At 60.2% G+C, this 13,843-nt stretch carries 15 protein-coding genes; 11 read left to right on the plus strand and 4 right to left on the minus strand.

Annotated elements, in window-relative coordinates:
• Nucleotides 1-84 precede the first annotated feature (84 nt).
• The 5 genes from KGA82_RS27515 to KGA82_RS27535 all read left to right on the plus strand — a co-directional run bounded on the left by KGA82_RS27515 (nt 85) and on the right by KGA82_RS27535 (nt 4,204).
• Nucleotides 85-801: a TetR/AcrR family transcriptional regulator gene (locus KGA82_RS27515; RefSeq protein ID WP_008034197.1), complete on the plus strand. Its 717-nt coding sequence runs from the start codon at nt 85-87 to the stop codon at nt 799-801.
• Between the two features lie 151 nt (nt 802-952).
• The gene (locus KGA82_RS27520) at nt 953-1,507 is read left to right on the plus strand and encodes a hypothetical protein (protein ID WP_008034193.1); all 555 of its coding nucleotides are present in this window, start codon (nt 953-955) and stop codon (nt 1,505-1,507) included.
• A 63-nt stretch (nt 1,508-1,570) separates the two neighbouring features.
• Nucleotides 1,571-2,821 (plus strand): flavohemoglobin expression-modulating QEGLA motif protein, encoded by a 1,251-nt coding sequence (locus KGA82_RS27525; RefSeq protein WP_191630131.1) that lies wholly within the window; start codon nt 1,571-1,573, stop codon nt 2,819-2,821.
• A gap of 142 nt (nt 2,822-2,963) precedes the next feature.
• Nucleotides 2,964-3,878, plus strand: a complete 915-nt coding sequence (locus tag KGA82_RS27530) for an alpha/beta hydrolase (RefSeq protein WP_008034180.1) — start codon at nt 2,964-2,966, stop codon at nt 3,876-3,878.
• Nucleotides 3,875-4,204, plus strand: coding sequence for a hypothetical protein (locus tag KGA82_RS27535; protein WP_008039335.1), 330 nt, complete (start codon nt 3,875-3,877; stop codon nt 4,202-4,204). Before KGA82_RS27530 ends, KGA82_RS27535 begins: the two co-directional genes overlap by 4 nt.
• 189 nt (nt 4,205-4,393) lie before the next feature.
• Here the strand turns inward: KGA82_RS27535 and KGA82_RS27540 are convergent, their stop codons facing one another.
• From KGA82_RS27540 to KGA82_RS27550, 3 genes are all read right to left on the minus strand, one after another.
• A complete protein-coding gene (locus KGA82_RS27540) occupies nt 4,394-5,182 on the minus strand; it encodes an OmpA family protein (RefSeq protein ID WP_008039336.1) in 789 nt (262 codons plus the stop codon).
• A 48-nt stretch (nt 5,183-5,230) separates the two neighbouring features.
• Nucleotides 5,231-5,644: a DUF4398 domain-containing protein gene (locus KGA82_RS27545; RefSeq protein WP_223453185.1), complete on the minus strand. Its 414-nt coding sequence runs from the start codon at nt 5,642-5,644 to the stop codon at nt 5,231-5,233.
• A gap of 363 nt (nt 5,645-6,007) precedes the next feature.
• Nucleotides 6,008-6,352, minus strand: a complete 345-nt coding sequence (locus KGA82_RS27550; protein ID WP_008024664.1) for a hypothetical protein — start codon at nt 6,350-6,352, stop codon at nt 6,008-6,010.
• Between the two features lie 201 nt (nt 6,353-6,553).
• On the opposite strand from KGA82_RS27550, the gene ppc reads away from it, so the two are divergent.
• From ppc to KGA82_RS27580, 6 genes are all read left to right on the plus strand, one after another.
• Nucleotides 6,554-9,184, plus strand: coding sequence for a phosphoenolpyruvate carboxylase (gene ppc, locus KGA82_RS27555; protein WP_192228482.1), 2,631 nt, complete (start codon nt 6,554-6,556; stop codon nt 9,182-9,184).
• A 286-nt stretch (nt 9,185-9,470) separates the two neighbouring features.
• Nucleotides 9,471-10,118 (plus strand): adenylate kinase, encoded by a 648-nt coding sequence (gene adk / locus KGA82_RS27560; protein WP_008039344.1) that lies wholly within the window; start codon nt 9,471-9,473, stop codon nt 10,116-10,118.
• Between the two features lie 93 nt (nt 10,119-10,211).
• Nucleotides 10,212-10,886, plus strand: coding sequence for a tRNA (adenosine(37)-N6)-threonylcarbamoyltransferase complex dimerization subunit type 1 TsaB (gene tsaB, locus KGA82_RS27565; RefSeq protein WP_223453186.1), 675 nt, complete (start codon nt 10,212-10,214; stop codon nt 10,884-10,886).
• A 234-nt stretch (nt 10,887-11,120) separates the two neighbouring features.
• Nucleotides 11,121-11,426, plus strand: coding sequence for a hypothetical protein (locus KGA82_RS27570; protein ID WP_008035498.1), 306 nt, complete (start codon nt 11,121-11,123; stop codon nt 11,424-11,426).
• The gene (locus tag KGA82_RS27575; protein ID WP_008039350.1) at nt 11,426-12,286 is read left to right on the plus strand and encodes a DUF72 domain-containing protein; all 861 of its coding nucleotides are present in this window, start codon (nt 11,426-11,428) and stop codon (nt 12,284-12,286) included. Before KGA82_RS27570 ends, KGA82_RS27575 begins: the two co-directional genes overlap by 1 nt.
• Nucleotides 12,287-12,319: 33 nt before the next feature.
• Complete coding sequence (locus KGA82_RS27580) at nt 12,320-13,141, plus strand: oxaloacetate decarboxylase (protein WP_192228484.1); 822 nt, start codon at nt 12,320-12,322, stop codon at nt 13,139-13,141.
• 76 nt (nt 13,142-13,217) lie between these two features.
• Here the strand turns inward: KGA82_RS27580 and KGA82_RS27585 are convergent, their stop codons facing one another.
• Nucleotides 13,218-13,838 carry an energy transducer TonB gene (locus KGA82_RS27585; RefSeq protein ID WP_192228485.1) on the minus strand — a complete coding sequence of 207 codons (621 nt, stop codon included), beginning with the start codon at nt 13,836-13,838 and terminating at the stop codon, nt 13,218-13,220.
• Between the last annotated feature and the right edge of the window lie 5 nt (nt 13,839-13,843).

Below are 13,843 nucleotides of genomic sequence, written 5' to 3' on the forward strand. Positions count from 1 at the left end.
CGCCTATAACAGGCGGCTTTTTATTGCCTGTCTGGTACAAACGTATCAATTGGTTACTTTTGAAATGAGAGAGGAATTCCTGTCGTGAACCGTGCAATGGCTCAAGAAGGTGCAGCGGGTATCGCCACTGCGGTCGCTGAAAGTGTTCAGTACCAGGGCCGCAAGGCCAGCCGTCAGGGCAGCGAGCAGCGTCGACAGGACATTCTCGATGCGGCCATGCGCATTGTCGTGCGCGATGGCGTGCGGGCCGTGCGTCACCGTGCGGTTGCTGCAGAAGCGGGTGTGCCACTGTCGGCCACCACTTACTATTTCAAGGACATCGATGACTTGCTCACCGATACCTTTGCCCAATACGTGGAGCGCAGCGCGGCGTTCATGGCCAAGTTGTGGGTGAACAATGAAGGGCTGCTGCGCGAGATGGTCGTCAGCGGCGACGGCAGCCCCGAGTCGCGCTCGCAACTGGCGGACGACATTGCACGGTTGATGGCGGACTATGTTCACCGGCAACTGATCAACCGTCGCGAACACCTGATGGCCGAACAGGCATTCCGTCAGGAAGCGCTGCTGAACCCGCGCCTGGCGGAGCTGGTGCGCTCGCATCAGCAGATTCTCCTGCAGGGTACGTGTCAGCTTTTCCAGGTTTTGGGTTCCCGTGAGCCACACCAGGATGCCAAAGTGTTGACGGCGATTATCGGACGGATGGAATATCAGGGGCTGCTCAACGACGCCGAGCCTGACGCCGAAGCTGAAATGCTCGGTATTCTGACCCGCTACATGCATCTGGTATTGGCGTCGGTGTGATCCTGCGATGAACCTGTAGGAGCGAGGCTTGCCCGCGAAGGCGATTTAACATTCAACAGATGATGTGTGACTGACACATCGCCTTCGCGGGCAAGCCACGCTCCTACAGGGACAGTGAGCATTCGGGGACTGTGTTCATAGGGAGTATTGAATGAAAGCCTGGCGCGTCGTTGTGATCGCCTTGTCGATCCTGCTGCTCAGTGGCTGTCTGGTGACCTTCAGGGAGCCATTGCCCACGAGCGACCCCGCGCCCAAAGGATTACTCGGCAAATGGACCAGCACCAACGCCTGGGGCGAGCCGCTGAACCTGGAGCTGACGCGCATCGGCGACAATCGCTATCAGGCGGTCAGCTACTTCAAGGCCAAACCCAAGGAACGCGAAGCCTATCCCTTCACTGTCTCGCGCCATGGCAACCGCTGGTACCTGTCGGCGAAAGTCCCGGCACAGTTCGGCGGGCATTTCACCATTGCCGGTTTCGAACTCACCGACAAGCATGAACTGGTGGTCTACAACCTCGACCTCGAGCAGATCAACCAGGCCCTGGGGCAAAAAGTCCTCAGCGGCGAAGGTTTCCAGACCGACGACGGCGACGGCGTGCTGATCAACACACGCATGGACCAGGTCTTCGCTTACCTCGACGATCCGGCCAATTCCGATGTCTTCGTCGAAGCCGTGCGCTATCAGCGCCTGGCCAAAGCCAAATAAACCCAGCACATAACGGTTTTTCTACAGGAGTTTCGGGTGGACGATTACCAGCAGACGATACGCATGTTGTCCGATCGCATTGTGCTGGCGCAGACGCCGATTCGCGTCCTGGATGCAGTGAAGTGGGACGAGAGCATCCGCAAGGGTTTCCTCAAGGCCAAGGGCAAGGAAATGCCGGCGGTGGACCGTGATTACTACCTGAACCGGCCGCTGTCCTTCGACTCCAGCAAAGTGAAACTGGAATTCCAGAACATCGAGCGCGACATCACCCGTCAGCTCGGCCAGTTCAACCCGGTCGGCCAGATCATGCGGCGCATGTGCAAGGAATACCGGATGGTGGTGCGCATGCTTGAAGCGCGCGGCACCGAGGATTTCGGCCTGATTTCCCAGGAGTTGTATGGCGCGGCATCCGATGCGTTTCACGCCGGTGACCCGACCCTGTCCGACCTCGGCCTGATGCTCTCCGATTATCTGAATAACATCGATGGTCGTGGTGACCTGAAGGACGAGCCGAAAATCCTCACCGCCAAGGACGCCGTGCATTTGTTGCAAACCCGGCTGAGCAAAGTGTTTGGCGAGGCCGAGGAAACCATTAGGGTGTTCGAGTCCGACGGCATCGTCGCCGATGCGGCGGCCGGCGCCGACTACATCAAGATCCGCACCGACGCGATGTTCAACGAGCGCGATGTGCGTGCGCTGGAAGTCCACGAAGGGCTGGTGCATGTCGGCACTACGCTCAACGGTCTGAACCAGCCGATCTGCACTTTCCTGTCCAAGGGGCCGCCCTCGTCGACGGTGACCCAGGAAGGCCTGGCGATCCTGATGGAAATCATCACCTTTGCCTCTTATCCGAGCCGCCTGCGCAAACTGACCAACCGCACCCGCGCCATTCACATGGTGGAGGAGGGCGCGGACTTCCTGCAGATCTTCGAGTTCTTCCGCGAGCAGGGCTTTGAAATGGCGGAAAGCTACGGCAACGCCAGTCGGGTTTTCCGTGGTTCGGTGCCGAACGGTCTGCCATTTACCAAAGACTTGTCCTACCTCAAGGGCTTTATCATGGTTTACAACTACATTCAGTTGGCCGTGCGTAAAGGCAAGCTTGAGCAAGTGCCGCTGCTGTTTTGCGGCAAGACCACGCTGGAAGACATGCGCACCTTGCGCCAGTTGGTCGATGAAGGCCTGGTGGTGCCGCCGAAATACCTGCCGGAACAGTTCCGTGACATGAACGCGCTGTCGGCGTGGATGTGCTTCTCCAACTTCCTGAACCACCTGAGCCTGGACCGGATCGAAGCGGATTACTCCAACATCTTGTAATCACCGCATACCTTGTAGGAGCGAGGCTTGCCCGCGAAGGCGTTGTGTCAGTCAACATGCCTGTTGAATGTTATGCCGCCTTCGCGGGCAAGCCTCGCTCCTACAGGACTTGCTATCAATCCTAAAAGCGAGGTTTCAACGGATGAGAATCCTCGGCATCCTCTTCCTGCTTCTAACCCTCGGCGGGTGCAGCTCTTTGCTGTTCTACCCCGAGCCAGGACAGCTGTTCACCCCGGAAAAAGCCAAACTCGAATACCGCGACGTCACCCTCACCACGGCCGACGGCCTCAAGCTGCACGGCTGGTGGCTGCCGGCGAAAAAAGGCGTCGAAGTCAAAGGCACGGTGCTGCACCTGCACGGCAACGGCGGCAATCTGCCGATGCATCTGGGCGGCAGCTGGTGGTTGCCGGAAGAGGGTTATCAAGTACTGCTGATCGATTATCGCGGTTACGGTTTGTCCGAAGGCGAACCGAGTTTGCCGGCGATCTATCAGGACATCGACGCGGCGTTCAAGTGGCTCGACCAGGCGCCGGAGGTCAAAGGCAAACCGTTGATCCTGCTCGGGCAAAGTCTGGGCGGCTCAATGGCCGTGCATTACCTGGTTCAGCATCCCGAACGCCAGAAACAACTCAAGGCCTTCGTCCTCGATGGCGTGCCCGCCAGTTATCGCAGCATCGGCCAATTCGCCCTGAGCAATTCCTGGCTGACGTGGGCGTTCCAGGTGCCGCTGTCGTGGCTGGTGCCGGACGGTGACAGCGCGATCCACTCGATGACGCAGCTCAACGGCGTGCCGAAACTGATCTATCACAGCATCGACGATCCGATCGTGCCCCTTTCCAACGGCATCCGTCTGTATCAAGCTGCGCCGCCGCCGCGAGTGCTGCAACTGACCCGTGGTGGTCATGTGCAGACGTTCGCCGACCCGGTCTGGCGCAAGGTCATGCTGCGATACCTTGATGACCCGCAGCATTTCAACGGTCTGCGCCGCTTGGGTGAAATTCCCAACTACCCGGCACCCCCGAATTCAGAAGATGAACCACCAGAGAGTCCGCAATGAGTGAAGAACGTAACGCCATCCCGCTGATCATCACCGGTATCTGCAGCATCCTCGGCACCGTCGGGGCCTTGTGGTACTACGGTTACCTGCACTTCGCCAAACCCGAAGATGCGCTGCTGCTCAGCGACTTCACCATGCTCAAGACCGTGCCGGGCGAAGATTACAAAGTCTCCCTGGAACCGGCTCCACAAGTCGCCCAGTGCATCGATGGCGTGCTGGTGATGTTCGACACTGAACAGAAAGGCCTGACCGGCGTATTGGTCAACAACAAGAAAAAAGCCGTGCGCTGCATGGGCCAGGAAACCCCGCAAAAGCTGGAGCAGTAACTGTAACGCGGTTAAATCACACAGACCGCGTTGCCTTCATCGCCAGCAAGCCGGCTCCTACAGGTTTGCGTTGATCCTGTAGGAGCCGGCTTGCTGGCGATGGACGCGACGCGGTGTTCTGCCAAACCGCGAAAACAAAAAGCCCCGCCTGATCCGATCAGGCGGGGCTTTTGCGTTACGGCATGAAGCTTAGTTGGCGCTCACCGCCGAACGCGGGATCACCGGCTGGTTGTCGTTGGAAATGGTCACTTCTACACGGCGGTTCATGGCACGACCCGAAGCGTCGCCGTTTTCAGCAACCGGGTATTCCTTGCCATAACCCTGGGCAACGATGCGCGCAGGATCAACGCCCATTTTCACCAGTGCCGTGCGCACGGAACCGGCGCGACGCTCGGACAGCGACTGGTTGTGCGACGCCGTGCCGGTGCTGTCGGTGTAGCCTTCGACGATCACCTTGCGGTCCGGGTTTTCCTGAAGGAACTGCGCCAGTTTGTTGATGTTCGCCAGGCCGCTGGACTTCAGGTCGGCACGGTCGGTTGCGAACAACACATCACCAAAGGTTACCAGCGTACCGCGATCGGTCTGCTTGGCGTTCAGGCTGTCCTGCAACTGTTTGATCTGCGCGTCGCGAGCATCCAGACGTGCCTGGGCGCGCTGTGCGGCAGCATTCTTCAGATTGGCTTCAGCGGTGCGCAGGGCGATGGTTTGCTTCGCCACTTCAACACGCTGATTGGTCAGATAGGCCAGTTGGTCGACTTCGTTCGCGTCTCGCTTGTCCAGATAAGCCTTGTCGGCTTTGTCCAGGTAATCACTGGCGTCCTTGGTTTCCAGTGCCGCGACTTTGCTCGCCTGCGGGTTGGCTTGCAGGCCGCTGTAGTTGGTGCGGGCCTGTTCAAGGTTCGCATTAGGCGGCGTCGAGCAGGCAGCCAGTGCAACGCTTGCGGCCAGCAGGGCAGGGATCATCAATTGATTGCGCATGTGGGTATCGTCCTTTTAAGTCGAGTAAGAAGTACGTCGTGGCGGCGCTTATTGCACGGTGCGCCGGCTTTCCTGACGCAGTTCCTGAACCCCAATCCGAGAGTCCTTCACCGCCTGTTCGGCTTTGATCGCCTGGGCTTTGCGTTCGGCGACGCGCGCGTCCCACTCGGCCTGTTCGGCGAGCACTCGGGCTTCGTCGTACTTTTGGTCGTGCATCGCGATTTCGGCTTGTTTGAGCTTGTCCTGGGCGGACTTCATCTCAACCGCCGAGAATTCGGTGCCGCCCGCGCTGACGGCGCTGTTTACGGCCGATTGGGTCACGGCGTATTGCTCGGTCGGCGGGTTACCGGCGCAACCGGCCAGAACGAAGCTGCTGCCGATGGCCAGGGCGGCCAGTTTCAGGCTGCGCAGGGGGGTGGAAGCGGGCTTGGCAGTGTTGATCTTCATGGTCTTCAACTCCATTGGAATAACTCCTGAAAAACTGAACATCCATCCTGGGCAAGGAGCCGCAACCATCAATTTCCGAAGCGTTTTGAAACGGCCGTCCCAGGCGTGGTTACTGGTTACGACCCGAGGCATTTTTTAAAAGTTCAGAGAATATGGCCTGTCGCCCGAAAAACTTTGACCGAACGGACAAGGCTCTAAATCGGGAACTTTGGCGATAGGAGGGGGTATTCCAAGGGCGGAAACACGCAATTGTTGAAAGTCACGCAGGTCAAATGTGGGAGCGAGCCTGCTCGCGATGGCGGCTTAACATTCAACATTGATGTCGCCTGACACACCGCTATCGCGAGCAAGCTCGCTCCCACAGGTTCTGCGGTGAATTCAGTGTTTCTGCTTGTCCTCACCAGACGACAAATCGTGCAAATGCCGCCGGGACAGCGCGAGAAAACGCGGGGTCGGGCCGATGTCTTCGTACAGCGGATCGCCTTCTTCGTCGGTGGCCACGATGGTCGAGCCTTTCACGTACGGGAAGCTCTTTTCCAGCTCTTCGAGCGCCGCGCCGATCAACTCGCCGAGCAGTTCTTCAGGGTGCCGCTTGGGGTACATCTCGATGATCGCCGCCAAGCGCGCGGCGGCCTCCACATCCAGATGAATCGAGTAGCCGGTGTCGGTCAGGCGACCCTTGGCGTTTTCTTCCCAATGATGGGCAAGCTCGCGGATTTTCATAAAAACCTCATGGCACGCCTGTTCGTAGCAGGCCGGGTAAGTGTCCGGCCATGGCCGGCGAAAGCCGTTGTGCGGCTTACTCTTCAGACTAGCTTGCGTGCCCGGGGTTTAAAGTCCCTTCGTCGTGTGCTTGTAAGAAGCGCTTTACGGCGGCACTCTTGAACCACAAGGCACCCCGGATTTTTCGCTGGAGAACGGCTGATGACCGATATTGATGCACGCTTGCGCGAGGATGTTCACCTGTTGGGTGAGCTGTTGGGCAACACCATTCGTGAACAGTACGGGGACGATTTTCTCGACAAGATCGAGCAGATCCGCAAAGGCGCCAAGGCCGACCGTCGCGGTTCGATGGACGCCGAACTGAGCGCCAGCCTCAATCAGCTGAGCGAAGACGAGTTGCTGCCGGTGGCGCGGGCGTTCAACCAGTTTCTCAACCTGGCCAACATCGCCGAGCAATATCAACTGATCCATCGCCGCGAAGAGTCCCAGCCCGCGCCGTTCGAGGCGCGCGTATTGCCGGAGTTGCTAACGCGCCTGCTGGCCGAAGGTCATGCGGCCGAATCCCTGGCACGACAGTTGGGGCGCCTGGAAATCGAACTGGTGTTGACTGCGCACCCGACCGAAGTCGCGCGCCGCACGCTGATCCAGAAGTACGACGCCATCGCTGCGCAACTTGCCGCTCAGGATCACCGCGACCTGACCAGCGCCGAGCGCGAGCAGATTCAATCGAAATTGCAGCGCCTGATCGCCGAAGCGTGGCACACCGAAGAAATCCGTCGCACCCGCCCGACCCCGGTGGACGAAGCCAAATGGGGTTTCGCGGTGATCGAGCATTCGCTGTGGCAAGCGATCCCGAACTATTTGCGCAAGGCCGATAAAGCCCTGCATGACGCCACCGGCCTGCATTTGCCGCTGGAAGCCGCGCCGATTCGCTTTGCTTCGTGGATGGGCGGCGACCGCGATGGCAACCCCAACGTCACGGCTGCCGTGACCCGTGAGGTGTTGCTGCTGGCACGCTGGATGGCCGCCGATCTGTACGTGCGCGATGTCGATCACCTCGCCGCCGAGCTGTCGATGCAACAGGCCAGCGACGCGTTGAAAGCCAAGGCAGGCGACAGCGCCGAACCCTATCGTGCCGTCCTTAAACAGCTGCGCGAACGCCTGCGCGCCACTCGAAGCTGGGCCCACACATCCTTGACAACCGCCACGCCGGCCCCCGCCGATGTGCTGCAAAACAACCGCGATTTGCTCGACCCGCTGGAGCTCTGCTACCAGTCGCTGCATGAGTGCGGCATGGGCGTGATCGCTGATGGACCGCTACTCGATTGCCTGCGTCGTGCGGTGACCTTCGGCTTGTTCCTGGTGCGTCTCGATGTACGTCAGGACTCGTCCCGCCACACGGCGGCGATGACGGAAATCACCGATTACCTCGGGCTCGGTCGCTACGAAGACTGGAGCGAAGAGGAGCGCATCGCCTTCCTGATGCGCGAGTTGAACAACCGTCGGCCGTTGTTGCCGGCGTACTTCAAACCCTCCGCCGACACCGCTGAAGTGCTCGCCACGTGCCGGGAAATCGCCGCCGCACCGGGCGCTTCGCTCGGTTCGTACGTGATATCCATGGCCGGCGCCGCTTCCGACGTGCTGGCCGTGCAACTGTTGCTCAAAGAGTCTGGTGTTTTGCGGCCGATGCGCGTGGTGCCGCTGTTCGAAACCCTTGCCGACCTCGATAACGCCGGCCCGGTGATTGAAAAACTGTTGCTGCTGCCGGGTTATCGTGCGCGCCTGCAAGGCCCGCAGGAAGTGATGATCGGCTATTCCGACTCGGCCAAGGACGCCGGCACCACGGCGGCGGCCTGGGCGCAGTATCGGGCGCAGGAGCGTCTGGTCGACATCTGTCGCGAGCAGCAAGTGGAACTGCTGTTGTTCCACGGTCGCGGTGGCACCGTGGGGCGTGGTGGCGGTCCGGCGCACGCGGCGATTCTGTCGCAGCCGCCGGGGTCGGTGGCGGGGCGTTTCCGCACCACCGAGCAGGGGGAAATGATTCGTTTCAAATTCGGCCTGCCGGACATCGCCGAGCAAAATCTCAACCTGTACCTGGCGGCGGTGCTGGAGGCGACGTTGTTGCCACCGCCACCACCGCAACCCGCCTGGCGCCATTTGATGGACGAATTGGCGGCAGACGGTGTCAGTGCTTACCGCGCCGTGGTGCGGGAAAATCCGCAATTCGTCGAGTATTTCCGCCAGTCCACCCCGGAGCAGGAGTTGGGGCGCCTGCCACTGGGCAGTCGCCCGGCCAAGCGCCGCGCTGGCGGGATCGAAAGCCTGCGGGCGATCCCGTGGATCTTCGGTTGGACCCAGACCCGCTTGATGTTGCCGGCCTGGCTCGGCTGGGAAGCCGCGTTAAGCAAGGCGCTGGCGCGGGGCGAAGGCGAGCTGCTGGGGCAAATGCGCGAGCAGTGGCCATTCTTCCGCACGCGCATCGACATGCTGGAGATGGTCCTGGCCAAGGCCGACGCGGATATCGCCCGCTCCTACGATGAGCGGCTGGTCGAGCCGGATCTGCTGCCTTTGGGTGCGCACTTACGCGACCTATTGTCGCAGGCGTGTTCGATTGTTCTGGGGTTGACCGGTCAGTCGCAGCTACTGGCACATAGCCCAGCTACCCTCGAATTCATCCGCTTGCGCAACACCTACCTCGACCCGCTTCATCTATTGCAGGCGGAGTTGCTGGCACGTTCGCGCCTGCAGGAAGTGGCGCAGGGCAGCCCGGTAGAACAGGCGTTGCTGGTGTCTGTGGCGGGGATTGCCGCCGGTTTGCGAAATACCGGCTAAGGTTTTCGTCGTGGGTTCGGGCACTCGACGCGGGCGTCGAGTGCCGGTTTGCGCGGGGTTGGAAAGTGCTGCAAGGCGACACTTAATGATGGGGTTGCGACTTGGGGTACCCCGTCGCAAGGTCACGCAAGGCGCGGGTTTCTCCGACTTTCGACGGCTTGTGTGCGTAGGATCTGCTGTGTATCTTGATCAGCCTTTGGCCGTTTGGGCGGTCACGACCCTGTTTTGAGATTGGCCCCACGAGGCGAATCCTTTGTTATCTATATAAAAATTGAGGAGCACATCGATGCGCGTCATTCTGCTGGGAGCTCCCGGGGCCGGTAAAGGTACTCAGGCTAAGTTCATCACCGAAAAGTTCGGCATCCCGCAAATCTCCACCGGCGACATGCTGCGTGCTGCGGTCAAGGCCGGCACCGAGCTGGGCCTGATCGCCAAGAGCGTCATGGACAGCGGTGGCCTGGTTTCCGATGACCTGATCATCAATCTGGTCAAGGAGCGCATCAGCCAGGCGGATTGCGCCAACGGTTTCCTGTTCGACGGTTTCCCGCGCACCATTCCTCAGGCTGAAGCCCTGGTGAAGGCCGGCGTCGAGCTGGACCACGTGGTCGAAATCGCGGTCGATGACGAAGAAATCGTTCAGCGTATTGCTGGTCGTCGTGTTCACGAGGCCAGCGGCCGCGTGTACCACACCGTCTACAACCCGCCAAAAGTTGCTGGTAAAGACGACATCACCGGTGAAGATCTGGTGCAGCGCAAGGACGACACTGAAGAAACCGTGCGTCATCGCCTGTCGGTCTACCACTCGCAGACCAAGCCACTGGTGGATTTCTACCAGAAGCTGTCGGCGGCTCAAGGCAAACCGAAGTACAGCCACATTGCTGGTGTCGGTTCGGTTGAAGCGATCACCGGCAAGGTGCTTGAAGCGCTGAGCTGAAAAGTCTGAACCGCTTCATCTTCTACGGCCCGCTTGCGGGCCGTAGTTGTTTATACTGGCGCACTTTTTCTGACCTCTCTTACGGAAACATCGATGAGCACCTTGCTGGCCCTGGACACCGCGACTGAAGCTTGCTCCGTTGCCTTGCTGCATGACGGCAAAGTGACGAGCCATTACGAGGTGATCCCGCGCCTGCATGCGCAGAAGCTGTTGCCGATGATCCAGCAATTGCTCGCCGATGCCGGGACCACCTTGCAAGCGGTCGATGCCATCGCTTTTGGCCGTGGGCCGGGCGCATTCACTGGCGTGCGTATCGCCATCGGCGTGGTACAGGGCCTGGCGTTTGCCCTGGATCGCCCGGTCCTGCCGGTGTCGAACCTGGCGGTGCTGGCGCAGCGGGCGTATCGCGAACACGGTGTGAGCCAGGTCGCGGCCGCCATCGATGCGCGCATGGATGAAGTGTATTGGGGCTGCTACCGCGAAACGGCGGGTGAGATGCGTCTGGTCGGCAACGAAGCTGTATTGCCGCCGGAAGTGGCGGCGTTGCCGGCGGATGCCAGCGGTGACTGGTTTGGCGCCGGCACCGGTTGGGGTTATGCCGATCGCATCGCCGTCAGCCTGAGCGGTCAGGACGCAGGCATGCTGCCTCACGCCGAAGACCTGCTGACCCTGGCGCGATTTGCCTGGGAACGGGGTGAAGCGATTGTGGCGGACGAGGCGCAGCCGGTTTATCTGCGGGACAAGGTTGCGACGCCCAAGGCGCGTTAATCAGCGATACCGAGTTGTTCCGTTCGCGGGCAAGCCTCGCTCCTACAAGGGTTTGAGTGAATCCTGTAGGAGCGAGGCTTGCCCGCGAAGACGATCTAATGGATGTAACCAATCGTCGTTTTATCCCCCCGCCTTTAAACCTTTTCGCAATTCTGTGTTCTAGTTATCACCAAGCGGTTTGCGAAGTGGGCTATGCGCCACTAAACTGCCATCACTGATACCGAGCATGACATTATGCGCATAGACGGCCTTTCCTCTCAGTCCTACCCCATCAAGCGCAAGCCTCGCAAAGGGCATGTGGTTGAGGACGATTCCGTCGATATCGAGGGCGAGCTGGAGTTCCCTTCGGAAGAGCAAATGGCCGCCCGCGCCGCCAAAGCCTCCGCGCAACGCCTGAGCAATCTGCCGGCGCGCCAACAAGACATGATTTACCACCGCGCCATGAGTAAAAGCGTCGCGATGGCCCTGGCCAGCTACCTCAGCACCGCCAATTTTGTCGATTGGGATTCGGATGTGATGGGTCTCGACCTGTATATCTGATGCGGCTGCCTTACTACCTTGGCTGCCCGTCCTGGAGTGAAAACGCCTGGCGCGATTATCTTTATCCGCAAGACGCGAAAACCTCCGAATTTCTCAATCTGTATTCTCAAGTGTTCAACGCCGTGGAAGGCAACACGACCTTCTACGCGAGCCCGGCTGCCAGCACCGTGCAGCGTTGGGCCGAGACCATGCCCGAACACTTTCGCTTCACCGCCAAATTCCCCGGCGACATCAGCCACGGCGGTGACCTGCGCGAACAATTGACCGCCACCGAAACCTTCCTGCAATTGCTCAGCCCTTTGGGCGAGCGGGTGTCGCCGCTGTGGTTGCAGTTGTCGAAAAGCTTCACGCCGCAACGATTGCACGAGCTGGCGGGTTTTATCGACGCAGTGGACCGGCCGCTGGCCATCGAAGTGCGGCATGACGATTTCTTCGCCAAGGGTGAGGCCGAGCGCTCGCTCAATCGCCTGCTGCTGGATCGCGGGGTCGAACGCATCTGCCTCGATCCGCGGGCGTTGTTCAGTTGCACGTCCACCGATCCGTCGGTGCTCCACGCCCAATCGAAGAAACCCAGGGTTCCGCCACGTCCGGCGGCCTTCACGCAATTCCCGCAAGTGCGCTTCATTGGCCATCCGCAACTGGAAGCCAACGACCCGTTCCTGGTGCCCTGGGTCGAGAAAATCGCCTTGTGGATCGAAGAAGGGCGCACGCCGTATATCTTCCTGCACACCGCCGACAACCTGCTGGCGGCGAAACTGGCGCAACGTTTTCACGCAAAGCTGATGCTGCGTTTACCTGGCTTGCCGCCGCTGCCTGAGCTATACAGAGAGCCCGCCGCGGAGCAACTTGGCCTGCTCTGAGGCGGATTCCCTGCCTTTTTCAGGAGCCTGCCAATGGATGCGCAAACCCTTCGAGCCCAAGCCTTCAAAGCACTGCATGAACGCGCCGGGGCTTTTGTCATTCCCAACCCGTGGGACGCCGGCTCGGCGAAAATGCTCGCCAACCTGGGCTTCGAGGCGCTGGCGACCACCAGTGCCGGTTTTGCCTTTTCTCAGGGGCGACCCGATGGTGGGCTGACGCTGGACGATACCCTGGCGAACGTTCGGGCGATTGTCGCGGCGACGGACCTGCCGGTTGCGGTCGATCTGGAAAACGGTTTTGCCGACGACCCCGCCGAATGCGCCCAAAGCATTCTGCGAGCCGCTGCAGCAGGCGCTGTCGGTGGTTCGATCGAAGACGCCACGGGACGTGCAGACGCGCCGATTTACTGCTTCGAGCATGCAGTGGCGCGAATCGAAGCCGCCGTCGCCGCCGCCCGCAGTTTGCCGTTCCCGTTCACGCTGACGGCCCGGGCCGAGAATTTTCTGCATGGCAATCCCGATCTGGACGACACCATTCGCCGCTTGCAGGCCTTTGCCGAGGCGGGCGCCGACGTGCTCTATGCGCCGGGATTGCGCAGTGCTGAAGACGTGTTGGCGGTGGTGCGCGCCGTGGCGCCGAAACCGGTCAATGTGTTGATGTCCGGCGGGTTGAAATTGACGGTCGAGCAGTTGAGCGAAATGGGCGTCAAGCGTATCAGCGTCGGTTCGGCGCTTGCGCTGGCAGCGCTTGGTGAATTCTACCGAGCAGCCGAAGAGATCAAGACCTCGGGCACGTTCGGCTTTACCTCGCGGTCGATGCCGTACGCACAGGCCAATCAATTGTTCAAAGGCTGACAACGCGGTTTTTGCGGGTGATCGCTCACCCGCTACAAACTGATGCGGCTGCGTGAGGAGAGGGTGTCGCTGAGGGTCAGGCGGCGATGCGCAGGTTCTGCAACACGATCGGGCGCGCCCAGCCGATATCGAAATCGAAGTTTTTCTGTTGTTCCGCCAGTTCTTCCGGCGGGAACGGCGGGAATGGCTTGTCCAGCAGGTCCATTTCGAATTCGGCGATCGGCAGGTGCAGTGGACGTGGTTGCGGTGCCGGGCCGGCTTCTGGCACGGGTTGCCCCGCCGTCAGTACGATCGGGCGAACCCAGCCGCTTTCGAAGTTCTGCTGCTTTTGCTGGGCAGCGATTTCTTCCGGTGGGAACGGTGGGAATGGTTTGTCGGCCAGGTCCATTTCGAACTCGGCGATCGGCAGGAACAGCGGCTCGGGTGGCTTGACCTGGGTTTCCTTCACATCGCATTCACGCTGGGAAACGATGTGCGCCAGCAGTTCACTGCCAACCGTGGGTTCTTCCGGGCTTTCGAGATCGACCGGTGGAAAGTTGAGAGACGCCGGCACGACATCGCCCGACTGTTCGGCCAGGGCCTGGGCAAAGAAATCCTGCCACAGGTGACTGACGCCGCTCAGTGCTTGGGAGTTTCGCAGGCCAAAATCGCCGTGGGGCGAGATGTAACCTATCGATGTGCGTTGAATGTCTGACATTTCTC

The organism is Pseudomonas sp. BF-RE-22, from assembly GCF_019956155.1.
Taxonomy (GTDB): Bacteria; Pseudomonadota; Gammaproteobacteria; order Pseudomonadales; family Pseudomonadaceae; genus Aquipseudomonas; species Aquipseudomonas migulae.